The 20,553-nt window shown below is 59.6% G+C and carries 16 protein-coding genes; 6 read left to right on the top strand and 10 right to left on the bottom strand.

The genetic code is table 11. The annotated features are described in order from the left end of the window. Positions 1-18 precede the first annotated feature (18 nt). Both DW123_RS01155 and DW123_RS01160 read right to left on the bottom strand, forming a co-directional pair. Positions 19-1,179, bottom strand: a complete 1,161-nt coding sequence (locus tag DW123_RS01155; protein WP_118272987.1) for an FprA family A-type flavoprotein — start codon at positions 1,177-1,179, stop codon at positions 19-21. A 129-nt stretch (positions 1,180-1,308) separates the two neighbouring features. Further along, entirely contained in the window at positions 1,309-2,295 is a 987-nt protein-coding gene (locus DW123_RS01160) for a LacI family DNA-binding transcriptional regulator (protein WP_118272988.1), read from the bottom strand. Positions 2,296-2,678: 383 nt separating this feature from the next. On the opposite strand from DW123_RS01160, the gene DW123_RS01165 reads away from it, so the two are divergent. Together DW123_RS01165 and DW123_RS01170 are read left to right on the top strand one after the other, a co-directional pair. After that, a complete protein-coding gene (locus DW123_RS01165) occupies positions 2,679-3,884 on the top strand; it encodes a galactokinase family protein (RefSeq protein WP_118272989.1) in 1,206 nt (401 codons plus the stop codon). Next, the gene (locus DW123_RS01170) at positions 3,875-5,503 is read left to right on the top strand and encodes a UDP-glucose--hexose-1-phosphate uridylyltransferase (RefSeq protein WP_233540100.1); all 1,629 of its coding nucleotides are present in this window, start codon (positions 3,875-3,877) and stop codon (positions 5,501-5,503) included. Before DW123_RS01165 ends, DW123_RS01170 begins: the two co-directional genes overlap by 10 nt. 241 nt (positions 5,504-5,744) lie before the next feature. Here DW123_RS01170 and DW123_RS01175 read toward each other — a convergent pair whose 3' ends face one another. The 7 genes from DW123_RS01175 to DW123_RS01205 all read right to left on the bottom strand — a co-directional run bounded on the left by DW123_RS01175 (position 5,745) and on the right by DW123_RS01205 (position 11,899). After that, a complete protein-coding gene (locus tag DW123_RS01175) occupies positions 5,745-6,680 on the bottom strand; it encodes a hexose kinase (RefSeq protein ID WP_118273032.1) in 936 nt (311 codons plus the stop codon). 53 nt (positions 6,681-6,733) lie between these two features. Continuing rightward, a complete protein-coding gene (locus tag DW123_RS01180; protein ID WP_118272990.1) occupies positions 6,734-7,615 on the bottom strand; it encodes an aldose 1-epimerase family protein in 882 nt (293 codons plus the stop codon). A gap of 119 nt (positions 7,616-7,734) precedes the next feature. Next, positions 7,735-8,259: a galactose-6-phosphate isomerase subunit LacB gene (lacB, locus tag DW123_RS01185; protein ID WP_118272991.1), complete on the bottom strand. Its 525-nt coding sequence runs from the start codon at positions 8,257-8,259 to the stop codon at positions 7,735-7,737. Between the two features lie 63 nt (positions 8,260-8,322). Next, entirely contained in the window at positions 8,323-8,751 is a 429-nt protein-coding gene (gene lacA / locus DW123_RS01190) for a galactose-6-phosphate isomerase subunit LacA (protein WP_117735479.1), read from the bottom strand. Between the two features lie 307 nt (positions 8,752-9,058). Beyond that, positions 9,059-10,072 carry a hypothetical protein gene (locus DW123_RS01195; RefSeq protein WP_147351587.1) on the bottom strand — a complete coding sequence of 338 codons (1,014 nt, stop codon included), beginning with the start codon at positions 10,070-10,072 and terminating at the stop codon, positions 9,059-9,061. A 269-nt stretch (positions 10,073-10,341) separates the two neighbouring features. Continuing rightward, the gene (locus DW123_RS01200) at positions 10,342-10,680 is read right to left on the bottom strand and encodes a PTS lactose/cellobiose transporter subunit IIA (protein ID WP_055252615.1); all 339 of its coding nucleotides are present in this window, start codon (positions 10,678-10,680) and stop codon (positions 10,342-10,344) included. A 214-nt stretch (positions 10,681-10,894) separates the two neighbouring features. Continuing rightward, on the bottom strand, positions 10,895-11,899 hold the full coding sequence (locus DW123_RS01205; RefSeq protein ID WP_117743259.1) for a LacI family DNA-binding transcriptional regulator: 1,005 nt from the start codon (positions 11,897-11,899) through the stop codon (positions 10,895-10,897). A gap of 357 nt (positions 11,900-12,256) precedes the next feature. Here DW123_RS01205 and DW123_RS01210 point away from each other — a divergent pair, with 357 nt between their 5' ends. Together DW123_RS01210 and lacG (DW123_RS01215) are read left to right on the top strand one after the other, a co-directional pair. Then, positions 12,257-14,023, top strand: a complete 1,767-nt coding sequence (locus DW123_RS01210) for a PTS transporter subunit EIIC (protein ID WP_118272993.1) — start codon at positions 12,257-12,259, stop codon at positions 14,021-14,023. Between the two features lie 66 nt (positions 14,024-14,089). Further along, positions 14,090-15,529 carry a 6-phospho-beta-galactosidase gene (lacG, locus tag DW123_RS01215; RefSeq protein WP_117743261.1) on the top strand — a complete coding sequence of 480 codons (1,440 nt, stop codon included), beginning with the start codon at positions 14,090-14,092 and terminating at the stop codon, positions 15,527-15,529. Between the two features lie 344 nt (positions 15,530-15,873). Here lacG (DW123_RS01215) and DW123_RS01220 read toward each other — a convergent pair whose 3' ends face one another. Continuing rightward, positions 15,874-16,875, bottom strand: a complete 1,002-nt coding sequence (locus tag DW123_RS01220) for a LacI family DNA-binding transcriptional regulator (protein WP_158564795.1) — start codon at positions 16,873-16,875, stop codon at positions 15,874-15,876. 285 nt (positions 16,876-17,160) lie between these two features. Here DW123_RS01220 and DW123_RS01225 point away from each other — a divergent pair, with 285 nt between their 5' ends. After that, entirely contained in the window at positions 17,161-18,939 is a 1,779-nt protein-coding gene (locus tag DW123_RS01225; RefSeq protein ID WP_117743263.1) for a PTS lactose transporter subunit IIBC, read from the top strand. Positions 18,940-19,014: 75 nt separating this feature from the next. Beyond that, the gene (gene lacG / locus DW123_RS01230) at positions 19,015-20,436 is read left to right on the top strand and encodes a 6-phospho-beta-galactosidase (protein WP_199407118.1); all 1,422 of its coding nucleotides are present in this window, start codon (positions 19,015-19,017) and stop codon (positions 20,434-20,436) included. The last annotated feature ends 117 nt before the right edge of the window (positions 20,437-20,553 follow it).

The following is a 20,553-nucleotide window of genomic DNA, read 5'->3' on the forward strand; positions in this document are numbered from 1 at the left end:
GTTAAAAGCGAAATATCGCTATTTGGAAAGCTCGTCGGCGAGGGCTTCGATCTGGGCGCGCGAGGTGTCGTTGAGCGAGCCTAGGACGGTCACCTTGTTCTGCGTCAGGGTGATGTCCTTCATGCCCTCGAGCTCCTTGGTCATAACCTTGGCAGCAGCGGGCGCCCAAGAGCCGGCCTCGACAAGCGCCACCGTGCGGTTCTGGTAGGCATGCTCGGCGAGCGTGTGGATGAAGGTGCTCATAAACGGGAAGATCTCGCCCTGATAGGTGATGGAAGCGAGTACCAGACGGTCATAGCGGAACGCATCCTCAACGGCCTCGGCCATGTCGTCGCGAGCGAGATCAAAGACGGAAACCTTCTGGCCGCGAGCCTCAAGCGCGGATGCGAGTTCCTTAACGGCGGCCTTCAGATGGCCGTACACGCTCGCGTAGGCAATCGTGATGCCGTCGTCCTCGGGCTTATAGCTCGACCAGGTGTTGTAGGTGTCGAGGTAATAACCCAGGTTCTCGGTCAGCACGGGGCCGTGAAGCGGGCAGATAATCTGAATATCCAGATCGGCGGCCTTCTTGAGCACGGCCTGCACAAACTTGCCGAACTTTCCCACGATGCCAAAGTAGTAACGGCGCGCCTCGCAGGCCCAGCCCTCAGGATCCTCGATGTCGTTGGCGCCAAACTTGCCAAAGCCGTCGGCACTAAAGAGCACCTTGTCGGTGGCCTCGTAGGAGAAGAGCACCTCGGGCCAGTGAACGTTGGGGGCGCCAACAAACGTTAGGCTGTGGCCGCCCAGGTCGAGCACATCGCCCTCTTTGACGACCATCTTGCGCTCGGGGAAATCGGTGCCAAAGAAGTTGACCATCATGCGGAAGGCGCCCATACTTGCCACGATCTGGGCCTGGGGATAGCGCTCCATAAAGGCGGCAATGCCGGCGGAGTGATCGGGCTCCATATGATGGACGACCAGGTAGTCGGGCGTACGGCCATCGAGCTCGGCCTCGAGGTTGCCGAGCCACTCGTCGACAAAGCCAGCGTCGACCGAATCGGCGACAGCGATCTTTTCGCCCAAGATAACGTAGCTGTTGTATGCCATACCGTTCTCGGACACGTCGTACTGGCCCTCGAACAGGTCGATGTCGTGGTCGTCGACGCCGATGTAGCGGATATCCTTGGTGATCTCCATCAGGCAAAACCTCCTAGATAGACAAAAGAACCCGTCTATCATATCACTCGGCTGCATCCCAACAGCCATCTGCCGGCATCCTTATCGATTGTTATTGATGTTCAACATATCACCGTTGACCTGCGGAAACTATGCGCGCGGTGCCGCCGTACTATGTCGAACGATAAGCTGGCCGGGAATACGAATGGCAACGGTTTTGCCCGCCGTACCCGCCTCGGGAACCGCATGCTCAAACACCTCTCGTCCGCGCTGATGCAAGTCGAATCGAACGGTCGTGAGCTCGTTATGCGCGACAAAGTCGTCGAGTGAGTCATCGACGCCCACCACGCTCACGTCCTCGGGCACGCGCAAGCCGCTATCGCGCAGCGCGGCGATGGCGCCGTTTGCCATCTGGTCGTTTGCCGCGTAAATCGCCGTCATGGTGCGGTCGTGCTCGGCCAGGTACCTGCCGGCCTCGTAACCGCTGTTGGCAGACCAGTCACCCTCGAGCGGCTCTACCGGCTCGATGTGTCTACGCTCGAGTGCATCCTGCCAGCCGGCGCGACGAAACTGTTCGTCGACTGAGAACGACGGGCCACCAATATAGCGAATCTGCTCGTGCCCCAGCTCAAACAGGTGATCCATGAGCAGAAGCGAGCAGCCGTAATGATCGGAATCGACCGTGGTCACGCGCGGATGCGCATACATGGTGACGATAACCGTGCCAATGCCCGGCAGTGGATCAAACGACTCAAAATCGGGCGCCATGCGACTCATGCCGATGATGATGCCGTCCACCGGCAATGCGGCCATACGACGCGTGGCCTCGGCAAGCGAGAATTCCTCGGTCTTGGACATCTCGACCAGCGTGATGGCGCAACCGCGCTCACGGGCCGCACAGGCAATGCCGTCGATCATCGTCAGGTTACCGAACTTGGTGACATCGTTGACGCACAGACCGACCGAATGGTAGCGGCCGTCGCGCAGCGAGCGACCGGCATAACTCGGACGAAAGCCGAGCTCTTGCATGGCGGCCTGCACGCGCTGGCGCGTCTGCTCGTTGACGTTGGGCAAGCCGTTGGCGACGCGCGAAACCGTCTGCTGCGAAACGCCAGCAGCACGGGCGACGTCAGCCATGGAGACCGGACGCGTACCTGTATCGTTGGACGGGCACCTTGCCACTGGATCACCTTCACCCTTGCGAGATCTGAATAGCGTGAATGCCGACCCGGGTAGAAATACACCCCGCGCCGAGTCCCGCTATCGTCGGACGCATGTTAACGTACTCTACTTTTTCTATCTGTACCTCTTCTGCTTTATAAGTCCATACGGCAATACCGTTCACGGCTGAATTTCTACCGATTACCAGATTCTCAAAAAGTGATAAGCGTTGTGTTATGAGTACGTTAACATAGCCCGTAACGTGCGGCATCGTAGATGCTGAGTTTATGCCGCTTCAGATTGTTAACGTACTCACTACGACGCAAAGCTCGTCAGTATGCGCCAAGGAAAGGACCCTCATGACCGCTCCCGACGAAAAGACACTCGCCACGCTCACCAAGCTGTTCGAGGATGAGTTTGGCCCCATCGGCGATTGCCAGGTGCTCTATGTGCACGCGCCCGGCCGCTCCGAGATCAGCGGCAACCACACCGACCACGAGGGCGGCCACGTTATCGCCGGCTCGCTCGATGTCGCCGTCGACGGCATCGCCGTGGCAACCGATTCCAACAAGATCCGCGTTGCCGACGAGGGCTATCCCACGTTTGAGATCGCGCTCGACACGCTAGACGTTCAGGAGTCCGAGAAGGGCACGTCCGCGAGCCTCGTCCGCGGCATGGCCCACGAAATCGCTGCTCTGGGCGTTGAGCCCCAGGGCTTCGACCTCGCCTTCACCTGCTCCGTCCCCTCGGGCGGCGGTCTTTCGAGCTCCGCTGCTGTCGAGGCGGCATACGGTCGTGCCATGGAGACGCTCTGGGGAGCGCCCGCCATCGAGCCCGTCGCGCTCGCCCAGATGAGCCAGCGCACCGAGAACAATTACTACGGTAAGCCCTGCGGCCTTATGGACCAGGCCGCCGTGTGCTTGGGCGGCCTTGCCTACATGGATTTTGAGGATCAGGCTCAGCCTAAGACCCAGAAGCTCGAACTCAACTTTGAAGATCACGGCTATGCGCTCGTGCTCGTTAAGGTCGGCGCCGACCACGTGGCCGCCACCGACGACTACGCCGCCGTTCCGCGCGAGATGCAAGACGTCGCCGCCGAGTTTGGCAAGGCACGCCTGTGCGAGGTAAACGTTGCCGATTTTGACGCCAAGCTCCCCGAGCTGCGCGCCAAGCTGGGCGACCGTGCCTGCCTGCGCGCCGTTCACTACTGGTACGAAAACGGCCTGGTCGATAAGCGTTGGGCGGCCCTTAACGCCGGCGACATCGACCAGTTCCTGGTCCTGACGCGCGAGTCCGGCGCCAGCTCCGCCATGTACCTGCAGAATGTCGTTGCCAAGCTGGGGTCTGAGCAGCCTTCCATGTATGCCCTGGCGCTGGCCGAGCACGTGCTCGACGGCCGCGGCGCCGTTCGCATTCACGGTGGCGGCTTTGGTGGCACCATTCAGGCCTTCGTGCCGCTCGACCTGGTCGACACCTTCATTGCCAAGATGAACGGCTGGCTGGGCGAGGGCTCTGCCCGCCACTACGCAATTTCTGACAAGGGGGCTTACGCGGCATGGCTGTAATGACCGACGTGCGCGAGGCCGCGCAGGGCCTGATTGAGTATGCCATCCATCGATCGATGATCGGACAGGACGATCGCATCTGGGCCTACAACACCATTTTGGAGTGCATCGGCGCCACGGGCCCCGCACTCGACATGGCTTGGGCGCTCAAGACCGAGAAGATTTCGCTCTTGCACCCCGATACCCTGCCCGACTTTGACCTGGAGGGCACGCTCGCCGCGCTTGCCGAGGCCGCCGTTGCCAACGGTGCTGCCGAGGACACGGCATCGGGGCGCGACCGCATCGCCATGCGCATCATGGGTATGCTCATGCCGAGGCCTTCGGTTGTAAACGAGGAGTTCAACGGCCGCATGGGCGTCAACGAGCCCCGCGCCGCGACCGACTGGTTCTACGGCCTGTGCTGCGACGCCGGCTACGTGCGCCGTGCCGCCATCGCGCGCAACATCAAATGGAGCACCCCCACCAACTGGGGCGATCTCGAGATAACCATCAACCTGTCCAAGCCTGAGAAGGACCCGCGCGATATCGCCGCGGCAGGTGCCGCCAAGAACACGGGCGAAAAGTATCCCGCCTGCCAGCTCTGCATCGAAAACGAGGGCTACCCCGGACGCTCCGCCGCAGCCGACGGCGGCGCTCATCCTGCACGCCAGAACCTGCGCATTATCCCCATCTCGCTCAATGGCGATCGCTGGGGCTTCCAGTACAGCCCGTACGCGTACTTTAACGAGCACTGCATTGCCATGAGCTCCGAGCATCGCCCGATGCACGTTGACCGCAAGGGCCTGACGTGCCTGCTCGACTTTGTGGACCTGTTCCCGCACTACTTTATTGGCTCCAACGCCGACCTGCCCATCGTGGGCGGCTCGATTCTGTCGCACGACCACTTCCAGGGCGGCGCGCACGAGTTCCCCATGATGCATGCCACCGAGGTCTCACAGTTTAGCGTGCCCGGCTTTGACAGCGTTACGGGTGCTGTGCTGCAGTGGCCGCTTTCGGTGCTTCGCCTGCGCTCGCATGACCGCGCTCAGCTGCTCGACGCTGCCGAGAAGATTATCCTCGCCTGGCGCGAGTGGACCGATGAGTCTGTGGGCGTCATCGCGCACACAGCCGATGGCATGGCGCACAACACAGTGACACCCGTCATCCGCCGCGTCGACTCCCGCGGCAATGCCGGCGGCAAAATCTACGAGGCCTACCTGGCGCTTCGCTGCAACATCACGACCGACGAGCATCCGTTGGGCGTGTTCCACCCGCATGCCGAGTATCACCACATTAAGAAGGAGAACATCGGCCTGATCGAGGTTATGGGTCTCGCCATTCTTCCGCCGCGCCTGGTTCCCGAGCTCGGTGCTGTCCGCGAGCACCTGCTGGCGGCCAAGGCCGATGCCAGCTACGACCTTGCCGGCGCGCTCGAGGGCGATAGTCTTTGCCGCAGCCACGCCGCATGGGCCGAGGATGTCTATGCCCGCCGCGCCGACGAGCTTACGGCGGACAACGCCATCGATATCCTGCACGAGGAGGTCGGCGTGGTGTTTGGCCACGTGCTCGACAACGCCGGCGTATTTAAATGGGATGAAGCCGGCCGCGCCGCCCAGCAGCGCTTTATCGACTCACTGTAATGATCCCTTTCGGACGAAGGAAAACGGATCATTTCGTCTTCAAGACAACGGCGCCCGCCGGCAACATCGCCGGCGGGCGCCATTTTTGCGTGTAGTCATTGGGGACGCTCTTAAACGACTAGTCAAACAAGAACGTCCCCAACGACTAATGACTCGAGCGTGGAAAATCTCCCACTTTGAGCTCGTATGGGCACCAAAAGCAGGAGATTATCCACGCTCATTCTATTAGGAGTCGCAACCGCTACAACTCTACGACCTCAACGCTGTTGTAGACCTCGTCCCAGCGGTCCATGACCAGGTGGCCGGTCTTGGGATCCATGGCGTTGAGCTTGCCGCAGGTATTGGCGGTCTTGAGCACCGTGACGTCGTCGGCACCAGCAGCAATGGCATGCGCAAAGCCGGCGATGGTCGAGTCGCCGGAACCCGTCGCGTTCACAGCCGCAATCGCGGGCGTCTTGGCGCGGAACGCGCGGCCCTCATGGAAGCCCACCGAACCGGCAGCGCCCATCGAAACGACAACCCAGGGGATACCGGCAAAACGGTCATCGGCGGCAAGCGCCTCGCGCAGAGCATCGACATCATCGGTCGTGAAGGACGTGCTCAGCAGACCGTTGATCTCGGTCAGATTGGGCTTCACAAGCTCGGGCTTAGCGTCGGACTCCAGCGCGGCCTCCAGCGATGCACCCGAGGTATCGAGCAGCACCTTGGCGCCCGCCTCCTCGGCGATCTTGACGAGCTCGGCATAGTAGCCGGCATCGACGCCACGCGGCAGCGAGCCCGAAAGCGTCACGACGTCAGCCTTCGCAGCGAGCTCGGCGAACTTGGCCGTAAAGGCCTCGAGCTCGGCCGGAGCGATCTGCGGGCCGCTCTCCAGCAGCTCGGTCTGATTACCCTCGTGCAGAATATTCAGGCAAATGCGCGTCTCACCGGCGATGGGCACAAAGTCGTTCTTGACGCCGTCGGCATCCATGAGCTCGGCCATATAGGCACCCATGTGGCCGCCAAGCAGACCGGTCGCGAGCACGTCGTCGCCCAGCTGCAGCAGCACGCGGCTCACGTTGAGGCCCTTGCCGCCAGCGGTCTTTTCGGGCGTCACACGGTTAACATCGTCGATGATCAGCTTGTCGAGCTGATAGCGCGTATCAATCGACGGGTTCATGGTAACGGTCAGAATCATATTGAACTCCTGTTCCGGGGCGGCATGACCCACCCCAAACATACGATAGCTCGTTAAAGAATCTCGATCTCAAAGCCACGGGTGACGGTCTCCCCCGGCTTGGCAACCAGGCAGCCACGCTTGTGCTCCAGAATATCGTCCTCGTCGGAACAGGTGGACAGGCCACCCCACGGTTCCACGGCCACAAAGTCGCCCTCGGGCTTGCTCCACACAATCAGGTATGGCATATCGGGGAACGTCAGGCGCACGCCCTTGTCCTCGGTTTTCTTGGTCAGCGTAACCACGCGGCTCTCGAGCACGTCAAAGATGGTCTCCGCGAAGTCGAAGAGTTCGTGGGCAAGCGGCAGGTTCTGGCCGATCATGGGGTTCTTGCTGCGATGCTCAACATCAATCAGGCCCGTCGAGGGAACGGCAGTACAGAGCTCGGTGGCCTCACGCTGTTCAAAACGGAGCTCGTAGTCGTCATAGGACTCGCCCTCGTCGAGCGGACACTTAAAGCCGGGGTGACCGCCCACAAAGAACGGCATGTCCTCGGTGCCCTCATTGGTCACCTCGTACGACACGGCCACCTTTTCCGAATCAATCGTGTAACGAGCAACGATCTTAAACGGATACGGGTACTGCTCGAGCAACTCGGCATGGTCGGTAGAGCTTAGGCTCAGCGCAACCATGTTGTCGCTCTGTTCCTCGAGCTTCCACTCCTGTTTGCGCGCAAAGCCGTGGCGGGCGAGCTTTACCTCGCGGCCACCCATGGTCGTTGCGTGACCGTCACGAAGGCCACCGCAGATCGGGAAACAAATGGGCGCCTGCCCCGACCAGACCGCCGGATCACCCTGCCACAAGTACTCACGGCCGTTGGCCGCAATAGAAGTGAACGACCCGCCCGCCGTGCTCAGTGCTACGCGGATAGAACCGTTATCAAGAACAAACTCCATAGGAGCCTTCCCTTTCTTACAACAGCCCGCCAAGTCAATAGGGCTGATAGAAAACCGGCCCGCGCCCCCTCACAGAAACGCGAGCCGTCAACGGACTAGTAAATTACGCCGGATACCCGCTAGTCATGGTATTCGCCGCGGTCCCACTTCTCGAGGAACTCGTCAAAGAAGTGCGGGTCGGCCTGAGCCTCGGCATCGGCCTTGTTGCAGGCATCGATCTTGGCGATCAGGGCATCGTGCTCGGGGGTCTTCTCGTAGGGCTCCTCCAGGAAGGCAAGCATGATATCGGCCATCAGGAACTCGCCGGTGATCTTGCCGCCAAAGCCCACGATGTTGGCGTTGAGCTCGCGACGGGCATACAGGGCAGAGGTCATGTCGCGAACCAGGGCGCAGCGGGCGCCGGGAACCTTGTTGACGGCGTTGGTGATGCCGATGCCGGTGCCGCACAGGGCCACGCCAAAGTCGGCCTTGCCGCTGACAACAGCCTCGCCCACGGCCTTACCGTAGATGGGATAGTGCGTACGGGTGTGGCTGTAGGTGCCGCAGTCGAGCACCTTGTAGCCAGCCTGCTCCAGGCGGTCGGCCAGATAGATCTTCTCGTCCGTAACGATATGGTCGCAACCGATTGCGATGGTCTTCTTCATCAGAACGTCCTTTCGTCTGAATTCACAAGTTGAGGTAGAAGTTCGAGTTCTCGGTGGCTCTCGTTAGGCCATCTTGTTGAGCATGTCGACACGGATCTGGTGACGGCCGCCGGCGTACTGGGCACGCAGGAACTCGCGGGCGATCTTCTTGGCGACCTCGGTGCCCACGACACCCGGGCCCATGGTGACCATGCGCGAGCCGTTGTGCTCGCGGGTCATGTAAGCGGAACGCTCGTCGGAAATGTTGGCGACGACCATGCCCTTGATCTTGACGGCAGCCATATAGGAGCCGACGCCATACTTATCGAATGCGAAGCCCTGGGAATCCTTGTGCTCCAGCAGGTCCTTGGCAACGGCGGTCGCGGAATCGACAAGGTCCGCGGCAGGGGTCTCGGAATAGTCGACGACTTCGTGACCGTCGGCGATGAGCATCTCCTTGATGGACTCCTTCATCGACATACCGTCGGCATCGGAAGCGATTACAACCCTCATGACATCCTCCTTGAGAGATACGCAGGTGCGTAGTTTCTGTTTGGAAGTGTTGAATCGCGTTCAGGTCCGGGCATCTGAATGTGCGGTTCTTCACTGTTCATGTTTATTTGAACACATTCGAACATTAACTGCAACAACTATTTGTTTGTCTTTGTTCTTTTTTGAACAAATACCATTCACGGGTGATTGCTGACCGTTTGGGTCTGGCGCGGACGTAGCGGCCATGTGTTCAACAAACAAAAGGGCGGCCGAGAACGTGTCTCGCCCGCCCTTCGGCAGTATGCCCCGGTATATACAGCTGTTTTAGCTACACGGACTGCCCGCCCTTCTTGGCATGCTTGGACGGAGCGCTCAGAAAGCGCCCCGTTAAGTAGTTCGCCGGACCGGAAATATCGATCCCCAGCAGCGTGTGCCCCAACCACAGAAACGCCGCGAGCACCAGCAACGGAATAACACACGAGGTCACGATCATCACGATAACGCCTTCGATCAGATCAGTCACCTGCTGCACAATCTCATCGGTCATCTGCTTGGCGCCGCTGGTCACCGATGTGACAAGACCCGAGGCACCGTCGGCAAGCTGCTCAAGCACGTTCTTGGGCTCTGTGGACTCAGTCTTTTTCTTGCTTGCTTTGGAACTGTCGTTATCCGCCACGTCTGCAGCGTCGGCCGCCTTTTGCTCGGCCGCCTCGATGCTCACTCGATACGTTTCGTCGACCTTTTGCGATACCCACACGCTTGCAGGCACCAACGCCATGCCGATCATGGCGACTACCAGCGCGCGGGTCGCCACGCGGCGCAGGACGGCACTCGTGCTCCAGCGTCCGTGAATGCCAAGCGAGACCGCAAAGAGCACCAGAGCAAACGGGATCAGGATACCCAGGCCCACCGACCACAAGATGGTCAGCAGATATTTCTCGAGGTAGAGCACGGCAAGCACAATGCCCAAGTTGCCTGAAAGCTGCGCGAGCTGCTCGGCAACCGGCGTTCCCGTATCACCCGGCAGCGCGGTAATACCCGCAGACAGTGCCACGCACGAGGTCGTGAGCGCCAAAACATTGCCCTTCTTTTGATCGATGACCTCGATAGTGGAGTCCCAAGTTTTGGTATCGGCAAAATGCGGACGAGCTACAAAGCCCGACAGCAGCGCCAGTACTACGAGCGCAACGATAAAGCCAATCTGCAGCTTTTTGTTTGCGCACACGACATCGGACAGGCTGGGCTGCAGCTCGGTTACCGTCGTGTGCTCGGTTATCTGGACAGGACGCCCATGAGCCATCTCGCGCACGTCTCTTTTTTGTATTGACCCGTTATCCGGCATTTGGATACCTCCTCAGTCCGGTCTGTATTGCGGATGGAAGTATACCCACCGAGCAAAAATCGAACGGGAGGACGAATGGAGCGCACCAAGGCTGTCCCCAATGACTAGTCGTTTAAGAACGTCCCCAATGGCAAAAGGAGTGGCCCAAACTGCCGGCAGATAGGGAACGTCCCCAACTGCCGGATGCCGCAACTTGGAGGAGGACGGAAAAAGCCCTGTCGCGGGTTTGCGGCAGAGCTTTTGGAAGGGGACTTGATTGTGAGGACTCGTTAGGCGAGCTTGGCCTCGAGCTCGGCGATGCGCTTGTAGGCATCGATGGTAAAGCGGGCCTGCTTCTCCAGAATCATGGTGGTCATGAGGGTGTCCTGGGCGTGAGCCATGATGAAGGTCATCTCCATCTCGCCGCCGCCGGCCTCCTGCGACAGTAGCTTGGTCTGCGTGTCGTGAGCGCCGATGAGTGCATCGCTGGCATCCTTGTGCAGCTGCTCGGCCTTCTCAAAATCACCCTCGCGAGCAGCATCGAGCGCTGCAAGCAGATCGGTCTGGGCGTCACCTGCGTATGCGACAATCTCGAATCCAACCATCGAGATTTCTTCTTTGGTTGCCATATTGCGTTCCTTTCACATATGAACCAATGGAGAGCATCGCGTCCGGGCATACGCGCTGCGTTGTGTATGACAGAAACAATAACATTCAAACAAAAAAGAACAGCGCAAAACGTGATTTCGAGCTATGAACGGTCGCTTTTCGCCCGTGAACGGTTTTTAAACCAATCTGAACAATATCGAACACAATTAGCGGCAACCCAAACAGACCTGCGCCCTAGCGTACATCGCGCACCGTATCACCCTCGACGAGCACGCCCGGAAACAGCATGTGCTCCACACCGGGCGCAACGCCCTCGGCGCCGACAATCTTGTCGACCGCCCACATGCCGACGCGCTTGTTGTCAAAGCGCACCGTGGTCAGGCGACGGTCGGGCACGATATCGCCCAGGCTGTCATCAACACCCACCACACTCACGTCCTCGGGCACGCGCTTTCCGCGCGACTCGAGCCCGCGAATGCAGCCGTAGGCCATGGCGTCGTTGGAAGCATAAATGGCCGTACAGGTCGGATCATCCGCCAGGGCCTGACCTGCGGCATATCCGCTCTGCGCCGTCCAATCGCCACGGATAAGTCGCGGTGGCTCAATGCCATGCGCACGCAATGTCTCGCGCCGGCCTTCCTCGCGCCGCATGCCCGAAAGCGAGCGCTCGGGACACGAGATAAAGTGCACGGTCTTGTGCCCCCGCTCCAGCAAGTACTCGACCACCTGGCGCGAGCAATCGAACTGGTCGTTATCGACCGTTGAACAGAGCGGGTGCTCCAACATCGTAACGAGCACCGTCTGCATGCCGGGCAGCGGCTCAAAAGTGCCAAAGTCTGCCGGCATGCGATTCATGATCACAACCATACCGTCCACTGGCAGTGCGCTCATGCGCGACGATGCGCTCTCGAGGGTATACGGATGCCCGTCTACTTTAGTGAGGGTGATGGCATAGCCGTGCTTATCGGCCGCGGCGGCAAAGCCCTCCATACGGTCGAGATTGCCGGTGCCGGTAATGTTGAACATGGCGACGCCGACGGTCTTAAACTTACCGCGGCGCAGCGATCGACCGGCAAAATTGGGGCGATACCCCAGCTCGCGCATGGCGGCACGCACGCGTTCCTTGGTCTCGGAGCGCACGCTGGGCGAATCGTGCACGGTGCGCGAGACCGTCTGCTCCGAGACGCCCGCGAGGCGCGCTACGTCTTTGACGGATACCGATATTTTAACAGCGGCCATAGGTCGATCTTTCTATGTCAACGATGCCATTGATGGCACCTTGCGCAGTCATTTTTAACGCCTTCAAGTATATCCAACGCCTCCCCCACCATACGCTCACCACCCAAAACCTACCGTTCACCGACATTTTTGCTTCCCCGAACGGCTTTTGTCGCCCAAATGTTAACGTTGCCATTGTGCAAACACAGAGCCACCGGGCGGCTCAAACGTTTACGCGTAAGGAATCGACGGTTCGCAGGCACAGGAACCACCTGTTCACTTCTTTTTTTGTGTCACAAAATGGCAACGTCAACATTTTGGCAACCGAAAGCTAAAAGCTACCATCGTTGCTAACCCACCGACTCTTAGGAGCATTGCATGGAGCAACTCATCGCCATCATCGAAAAGGGCCAGCCCTTTTTCAACGCGATCGCCCGCAACAAGTACCTCAAGGCGATCCGCGACGGCTTTATCTCCGTCATCCCCATCATCATCTTCTCGTCCATCTTCTGCCTGGTAGCCTCGGTCCCCAACATCTGGGGTTTCTACTGGCCCGATGACATCAACAACGCCCTGTGGAAGTGCTACAACTACTCCATGGGCATCCTGGCCATCGCCTGCGCCGCCACCACGGCCAAGCACTTCGCCGACGCTCAGAACCGCGATCTGCCCAAGAACAACCAGATCAACTTCATCTCGTGCATGTGCGCGGCCATCATCGGCTTCTTGCTCCTTTCGAGCGATACCATCGCCACGAACGCTGTCAGCGGCTTCAACACCACCTACCTTGGTTCCAAGGGCCTGCTGACCGCTTTCATCGCTGCGTTTGTGACCGGCATCATCTACAAGTTCTTCATTAAGCGCAACATCACCGTCAAGATGCCCGAGCAGGTTCCGCCCAACATCTCGCAGACCTTCAAGGACATCATCCCCTTCTCCGTCTGCATCACCGTCTTTTGGGTTTTTGACATCGTCTTCCGCGCTGCTTTTGGCTTCTGCTTTGCCCAAGGCGTCATCCAGGTGTTCCAGCCCCTGTTCACCGCTGCCGATGGCTACATCGGCCTCGCTGTGATCTACGGCGCCATGAGCCTGTTCTGGTTCGTGGGCGTCCACGGCCCCTCGATCGTCGAGCCCGCCATCGCCGCCGCTCTCGTTGCCAACATGACCGACAACCTGGCTGCGTTCCAGGCCGGCCAGCACGCTTCCGCTGTCCTGACCCAGGGTGCCCAGTACTTCGTCGTCTGCATGGGCGGCACCGGCGCCACGCTCGTCCTGGTCTTTATGTTCTGCTTCCTGGCCAAGTCTCAGGAGATGCGCGCCGTCGGTAAGGCAGCTATCGTCCCCGTGTGCTTTGCCGTCAACGAGCCGCTGCTGTTCGCCGCGCCCATCGTGCTCAACCCCGTCTTCTTTGTCCCGTTTGTCTTTGCCCCGATCGCCAACATCTGGATCCTCAAGATCTTTATCGACTTCTTGGGCATGAACGGCTTTATGTACACCCTGCCCTGGACCGTCCCCGGCCCCATCGGCACCATCATGGGCCTGGGCTTCCAGCCGCTCGCCTTTGTGATGCTCGCCCTTATCCTGGTCGTCGACTTCGCTCTGTACTATCCGTTCTTCCGCGCCTATGACGCCCAGAAGTGCGCCGAGGAGGCCGAGATCTCCCAGGAGGAGCTCGCCGCCAAGAACGCCGAGAAGGCCGCCAAGCTCAACGACGCTTTCCAGGGCAAGGCCGATGCCAAGAGCGTTGCCGCCGGCGCCGCTGCCGAGGCTGTAAAGACCGATGCTCCCGCCGCTGTCGCCGTTGAGGCAACGACCGCCAGCGACCTCAACGGCAAGCGCGTACTCGTGCTCTGCCAGGGTGGCGGAACCTCGGGCCTGCTCGCCAACGCGCTGGCCAAGGCCGCCAAGGAGCGCGGCATTGATCTTGAGACCGCTGCCGAGGCCTATGGCAACCACGTGGACATGCTCCCCGACTTCGATCTGGTCGTCCTGGCCCCGCAGGCCGCAAGCTACCTGGCCGACCTGCAGAAGGACTGCGAGCGCGTGGGCAACAAGTGCGTCGCCTGCCGTGGCAAGCAGTATATCGAGCTCTCCCAGAACGGCGATAAGTCTCTCGCCTTCGTCTCCGAGCAGCTTTCGAAGTAAGTAACGCTCAGGGCCAGCCGACCATCCACAGCCGGCTGGCCCTTCGATTTAGACGATTGGATCATCATGTCCGTTAACCCTGCTAGCGTCACCAACCCGCCCGCGCAGTTTCCCGAGGACTTTGTCTTTGGCGGCGCCACCGCTGCCTACCAGGTAGAGGGCGAGACCCGCACCCACGGTAAGGGCAAGGTTGCCTGGGACGACTTCCTGGAGGCCCAGGGGCGCTTCTCCCCCGATCCCGCTTCGGACTTCTACAACCAGTACCCCGTCGACTTGGAGCTGTGCGAGGAGTTCGGTATCAACGGCATCCGCCTCTCCATCGCCTGGAGCCGCATCTTCCCCAACGGTACCGGCGAAATCAACCCCGAGGGTGTCCAGTTCTACCACGACCTCTTCGCCGAGTGCCACAAGCACCACGTTGAGCCGTTTGTCACGCTGCATCACTTCGATACGCCGCTTCCCCTCTTTGAGAAGGGCGACTTCCTCAACCGCGAGACCATCGACGCCTTTGTGGACTTTGCCACCTTCTGCTTTAAGGAGTACGCCGACCAGATAACCTACTGGTTCACCTTTAACGAGATCTGGGCCGACGCCTCCAACACCTACATTGAGGGCACCTTCCCCGGTGGCGTCAAGGCGCATCTGGCCGAGGCCTTCCAGTGCGAGCACAACATGATGCTCGCCCACGCCAAGGCCGTGCTGGCCTTCCACAACGGCGGCTTTAAGGGCAAGATCGGCGTCATTCAGTCGCTGGAGTTTAAGTATCCGCTCAACGAGAACGACCCCGCCGACATCAAAGCCGCCAACAACGAGCACGTGCTGCAGAACCAGTTTCTGCTCGACGCCACCTTCCGCGGCGACTATGCCCCCGACACCCTCGAGTGCGCCAACCGCCTGGCTGCCGTCTCAGGCGGCACCATCGAGATCCTGGACGAGGACCTCGAGATTATGCGCGAGGCCGCGCTCTACAACGACTACCTGGGCGTTAACAACTACCAGTGCCGCTTCCTCAAGGCTTACGATGGCGAGAACGACCTGCACCACAACGGTACGGGTGAGAAGGGCACCGGCCGCTGGCGCGTTAAGGGCATTGGCGAGCATGTGAACAAGCCTGGCATCCCCACCACCGACTGGGACTGGATTATCTATCCCGAGGGTCTGTTCGATCTTCTCGTCTACATTAAGCAGCGCTACCCCAACTACAAGCAGATCTTCATCACCGAGAACGGCATGGGCTACAAGGACCCCTACAAGGACGGTTTTGTGGACGACCAGCCGCGCATCGACTACATCGAGCAGCACCTGCGCTGGCTGCTTAAGGCCATGGAGGTGGGCGTCAACGTGGGTGGCTACTTCCTGTGGAGCCTGCAGGATCAGTTCTCCTGGACCAATGGCTACAACAAGCGCTATGGCTTCTTCTACGTTGACTTTAAAACCCAGAAGCGCACGCCCAAGGCAAGCGCCTACTGGTACAAGCACGTAGCGCAGACCCGCCGTCTGGACTAGCGGCTGACGGGGTTACCCGCCCACATAACCTGTCCCCATTTCTCAGCCGGGGGCGGCACGTCACACGACGCGCTGCCCCCGGCCCTTTTGTGCAGGTCGAAAGCCGTTTATCTCAATCTGTAACATCTAACCGAGTTTTTGGTCCCTAGCTGTTACAAATCAAGACAAACCGGGGAGACCGGGTCGAATTGTCTAAATCTGTAACACTAGAACCGGTTTTGGACGTCTAGTTGTTACAAATTGAGATAAACGCACAGGACAATCCTCTCAATCTCAACCTGTAACATCTAGCCGAGTATTTCGGCCCTAACTGTTACAGGTTGAGATGAACGAGCCGAGCACGTCTACGCCCGCAGATCCCGCACGCTCGCGCGCTCGACCAACACGCCCGAGACGAGCGTACGGCTTCTGGAGCTCGGGGCTTCCAGACCTGCGACGACCTCATTGAGCGCACGGATGCCCAGCTCGCGGTGACGAAACTTCACCGACGTCAGAATCGAGTTGGGAATCGTCTTATAAAGCTCATCGTCGAAGCCGATCACGGACACGTCGTCGGGCACACCGAGCCCTTTGTCACGTAGAGCCATCATCACGCCGTTTGCCATGCAGTCGTTAGCAGCGAGGACCGCCGTGCAATCGGGCTTATCGGCAAGCACAAGGCCCGCGGCATAGCCACTATCCGCATTCCAATCGCCTTGCAGAGGCTCGGGCGGCTCAATGCCACGCGCCTCGAGTGCCGCTCGCCAACCTTTCATACGGCACTGGCTCGACAGTGACTCTTTTTTACCAGAAACGAAGTACACGCTCTTGTGCCCGTGATTCAAGAAGTACTCGCACGCCATGCGCGCGCCGCCCTCTTGGTCGTCACTGACGGTGGAGCAGGTAGGATGCTCCATCGGCGTAATAATCACCGTCTTGAGGTCCTTCGGTGCCTCAAAGGCATCAAAGTCATCGACCATCTGACGCAGGTTGAAAATCATGCCGTCGACGGGAAGCTGCGACATTCTGTGCGCCGCATCGGCAAGGGTCATCTTCTCCCCCGCCCGCTTTTTGATCATCGTGAGAGCAAAGCCCCGCTCTTCGGCGGCATCGGCAATACCGTCAATCATGTCCACGGCGCCGCCCGACAAGTGAAACAGCACCACGCCGATACACCCGTAACGGCCCAACTTGAGCGAACGCGCGGCAAAGTTGGTTCGAAACCCGAGCGCCTCCATTGCGGAATGGACCTTATCGCGTGTCGACTCTCGCACGCTATCGGGCTCGTTGATCACGCGCGACACCGTCTTGAGAGAAACACCCGCGGCAATCGCCACATCGTTCATCGAGACGTTTTTCTTGTCCATCGTTGCCACTGCTTCTCCACTCGGTTCTCTATCGCTTGTTTTTTTGCGTTCTAGCATACACTACCTGCCTGACTGATAAATCAACCATTCACCGGACAATATCGACCGCTCGCCCGTATATCCTTGTTGCTCTTCCAAAAATGTCTTACGTTGTCATTAACGAAATGACAACGTTGTCATTTCGCAATGCCTTCCTTAAGCAGGAAGGCTTCCGGGCAGTCCTGACCATCCATCGACGACCAGTTCCATCCACATGCATCGCGCATCAAGTAGCAAAGGAGCTCTATGGACGCCATCGTAAAGATGCTCGAGAAGCATCAACCGTTCTTTGAGAAGATCTCGAGGAATGTCTACCTCCAGGCCATCAAAGACGGATTCCTTGGGTGCATGCCCATCGTCCTTACCTCTTCGATCTTTCTGCTGATCGCCACCCTTCCCGGCGTAGTTGGAATCACGTTGCCCCAGCCGCTCATCGACTGGTGCAACAAGCTGTACAACTTCACCATGGGCGTCATGGGCATCATGGTTGCCGGCACCACCGCCAAGAACTTTACGGCTTCCATGAACCGTCGCATGCCCGCCGGCAAGGTGCTCAACGACGGCTCCACCATGGTTGCCGCCCAGTGCAGCATGCTGCTGCTCGCTGTTACGCAGTTCACCACCAAGTTCGACGGCTCCGAGCTTTCTGTCTTCGATTGCACCAGCATGGGTACGCGCGGCCTGTTCTCGGCCTATATCGCCGCGTTCATTACCGTGTGGGTCTATAAGTTCTGCGTCTCGCGCGATCTGACCATTAAGCTGCCCAAGGAGGTTCCGGGCGCCATCGCTCAGAACTTCCGCGACATCATCCCCTTTGGCGGCGCTGTCATCATCTGCGGCATCATCGATGTTGTCGTGCGCAACCTCATGGGCGTTCCGTTCTCCGAGCTGCTCATCAAGCTGCTCTCCCCGCTCTTCACTGCGGCAGAAACCTATCCTGGCCTTATCCTTATCCAGGCAGCCACCGCGTTCTTCTGGTTCATCGGTGTCCACGGCCCCTCGATCGTCCAGCCGGGCATCGACCCCATCCGTCTTGCCAACCAGGCTGAGAACCTGCAGGTTCTGCTGGCCGGCGGCCACCCCGCCCACTCCCTCACCTTTAACATGTCGCTCGTGGGTGAGTTCGGCGGCACCGGCGCCACGTTCATCGTGCCGCTTCTGCTGATTCTCTTTATGAAGTCCAAGCAGCTCAAAGCCGTCGGTAAGGCCTCGATCGTTCCTGTTGCCTTCGCCGTCAACGAACCGCTGCTCTTTGGCGCGCCGATGATCCTTAACCCCTACATGCTCATCCCCTTTGTTGCCGCCGGCTGTGCCAACGTAAGTGTTGCCAAGTTCTTTATCGACAACGTGGGCATGAACGGCTTCTCCTTCGTGGTGCCTTGGGCTACCCCTGCCCCCATCGGCATCTTCATCACCACGAACTTCCAGCTTATCGCCCTGGTATTTGTCGCGATCATCATCTTGCTGGACGCCATCATCTACCTGCCGTTCTTGAAGGCATACGATAAGCTGCTCTGCGACCAGGAGGCCGAGCGCGCCGCCGAGCTGGGTCTCGAGTCCGATGGTGCCGCTGCCATCGCCGCCAACGCCCCTGCGCCCGCTGTCGAGCAGGCTACCGTTTCCGTCGAGACGACCGCTGCCGCCGCCGGCAGCGAGCCTGTCGCCGATCAGCCCGAGCCCGCTGCCGATGCATCCGCCAAGAAGGATGTCGATGGCCTGAAGGTCCTCGTCCTGTGCGCCGGCGCCGGCACCTCTGCCATGCTCGCCAACGCCATCAAGGAAGGTGCCGCGCAGACCGGAGAGAACATCGCTTCCTCCGCAGGCGCCTATGGTCAGCACACTGCCATCATGGATCAGTACGACGTCATCGTGCTCGCCCCGCAGGTTCGTAGCTACTACAACGACATGAAGGCCGACACCGATCGCCTGGGCATTAAGCTGCTCGCTCCCCGCGGTAAGGAATATATCGACCTTACTCGCGACCCCGCTGGCGCCATCAAGTGGCTCCGCGAGAACCTCGACTAGTTCCTCCCTCTGTTGGTGCCCGGATTCCCGGTTCGGGCACCTCTCCCTATTCGTATCCCACAGAAAGGATGACTCATGACCAACCCCATGCAGTTCCCCGACGGCTTTGTGTTTGGCGGCGCCACCGCTGCTTACCAGGTTGAGGGCGAGACCCGTACACACGGCAAGGGCAAAGTGCCCTGGGACGATTTCCTGGCTGCTCAGGGCCGTTTCTCCCCCGACCCCGCAAGCGATTTCTACAACAAGTACCCGGTCGATATCGACCTGTGCCAGCGCTTCGGCATCAACGGCATTCGTGTCTCCATCGCTTGGAGCCGTATCTTCCCCAGCGGCACTGGTGAGATTAACCCCGAGGGTGTTGCCTTCTATCACGAGCTCTTTGCCACCTGCAATAAAGCCGGCGTTATCCCCTATGTCACGCTCGATCACTTTGATACGCCCGAGGCCTTTTACCAGAACGGCGGCGAGGGCTTCCTGACGCGCACGACGATCGACGCCTTTGTCGAGTACGCCAAGTTCTGCTTTGCCGAGTTCACCGAGGTCAAGCACTGGTTTACCTTTAACGAGATTCCCGCGACCGCCGAGGGCAGCTTTATCGTCGGCAACTGGCCGCACGGCGAGAAGTATCGCCTGGACAAGGCCTTCCAGCTCATGCACAACATGATGGTGGCCCACGCCAAGGCCGTCGTCGCCTTCCATGAGGGTGGCTTTGAGGGCGAGATCGGCATTGTCCAGAACCTGGAGCCCAAGTATCCCCTCGACCCCAACAACGCCGCCGACTGCGAGGCAGCTCGCATGGCCGACGTCATCAACAACCGCTGGGTACTCGACGCCACCTTCCGCGGCCACTATGCCGCCGACACGATGGAGGCTGCGACCAAGCTGTCCCATATCGCCGGCGGCGAGCTCGACGTCCGCGACGAGGACATCGCCGCGCTGACCGCCGCGCTCCCCTACAACGATTGCCTGGGCGTCAACACCTACAAGTGCCAGTTCCTGCGTGCCGCCGAGGGCGAAAATGACATCAACCACAATGGCACCGGTGACAAGGGCTCCTCGCGCTGGTTCCTCAAGGGCGTGGGCGAGTCATGCGTGCGCGAAGGCGTACCCACCACCGATTGGGACTGGATCATCTATCCCGAGGGCCTCTACGACCTGCTGCTGCGTATTAAGAACGATTACCCCAACTACAAGAAGATCTACATCACCGAGAACGGCATGGGCTATAAGGACGACTTCGAGGATGGCTTTATCGACGACGCCCCTCGCATCGACTATATGCGCCAGCATCTCGCATGGATCCTCAAGGCAATCGACGGCGGCGTGAACGTCGACGGTTACTTCGTGTGGTCGCTGCAGGACCAGTTCTCCTGGACCAACGGCTATAACAAGCGTTACGGCCTGTTCTACATCGACTTTGAGACCCAGAAGCGCTATCCCAAGGCAAGCGCGTACTGGTACAAGAACGTCGCGGAGACCGGCCTGCTCATGGCCTAACTTTTGCCGCATACCCCCTGTCGGCCGCATACGAATCCCTCCATGGGTTCGCATGCGGCTTTTTTGTTTTGGTGGGCCCGAGCGGATCATTCGTCTCGATCTGTAACATCTAGTCGA

The sequence above is a fragment of the Collinsella sp. AM10-26 genome (genome assembly GCF_003472525.1).
Taxonomy (GTDB): Bacteria; Actinomycetota; Coriobacteriia; order Coriobacteriales; family Coriobacteriaceae; genus Collinsella.

Bases quoted from the DNA above. Each gene is read 5' to 3' on its own strand.
- DW123_RS01155 (WP_118272987.1), bottom strand. From the start codon at position 1,179: ATGGAGATCACCAAGGATATCCGCTACATCGGCGTCGACGACCACGAC.
- DW123_RS01160 (WP_118272988.1), bottom strand. From the start codon at position 2,295: ATGGCTGACGTCGCCCGTGCTGCTGGCGTTTCGCAGCAGACGGTTTCG.
- DW123_RS01165 (WP_118272989.1), top strand. From the start codon at position 2,679: ATGACCGCTCCCGACGAAAAGACACTCGCCACGCTCACCAAGCTGTTC.
- DW123_RS01170 (WP_233540100.1), top strand. From the start codon at position 3,875: ATGGCTGTAATGACCGACGTGCGCGAGGCCGCGCAGGGCCTGATTGAG.
- DW123_RS01175 (WP_118273032.1), bottom strand. From the start codon at position 6,680: ATGATTCTGACCGTTACCATGAACCCGTCGATTGATACGCGCTATCAG.
- DW123_RS01180 (WP_118272990.1), bottom strand. From the start codon at position 7,615: ATGGAGTTTGTTCTTGATAACGGTTCTATCCGCGTAGCACTGAGCACG.
- lacB (WP_118272991.1), bottom strand. From the start codon at position 8,259: ATGAAGAAGACCATCGCAATCGGTTGCGACCATATCGTTACGGACGAG.
- lacA (WP_117735479.1), bottom strand. From the start codon at position 8,751: ATGAGGGTTGTAATCGCTTCCGATGCCGACGGTATGTCGATGAAGGAG.
- DW123_RS01195 (WP_147351587.1), bottom strand. From the start codon at position 10,072: ATGCCGGATAACGGGTCAATACAAAAAAGAGACGTGCGCGAGATGGCT.
- DW123_RS01200 (WP_055252615.1), bottom strand. From the start codon at position 10,680: ATGGCAACCAAAGAAGAAATCTCGATGGTTGGATTCGAGATTGTCGCA.
- DW123_RS01205 (WP_117743259.1), bottom strand. From the start codon at position 11,899: ATGGCCGCTGTTAAAATATCGGTATCCGTCAAAGACGTAGCGCGCCTC.
- DW123_RS01210 (WP_118272993.1), top strand. From the start codon at position 12,257: ATGGAGCAACTCATCGCCATCATCGAAAAGGGCCAGCCCTTTTTCAAC.
- lacG (WP_117743261.1), top strand. From the start codon at position 14,090: ATGTCCGTTAACCCTGCTAGCGTCACCAACCCGCCCGCGCAGTTTCCC.
- DW123_RS01220 (WP_158564795.1), bottom strand. From the start codon at position 16,875: ATGGACAAGAAAAACGTCTCGATGAACGATGTGGCGATTGCCGCGGGT.
- DW123_RS01225 (WP_117743263.1), top strand. From the start codon at position 17,161: ATGGACGCCATCGTAAAGATGCTCGAGAAGCATCAACCGTTCTTTGAG.
- lacG (WP_199407118.1), top strand. From the start codon at position 19,015: ATGACCAACCCCATGCAGTTCCCCGACGGCTTTGTGTTTGGCGGCGCC.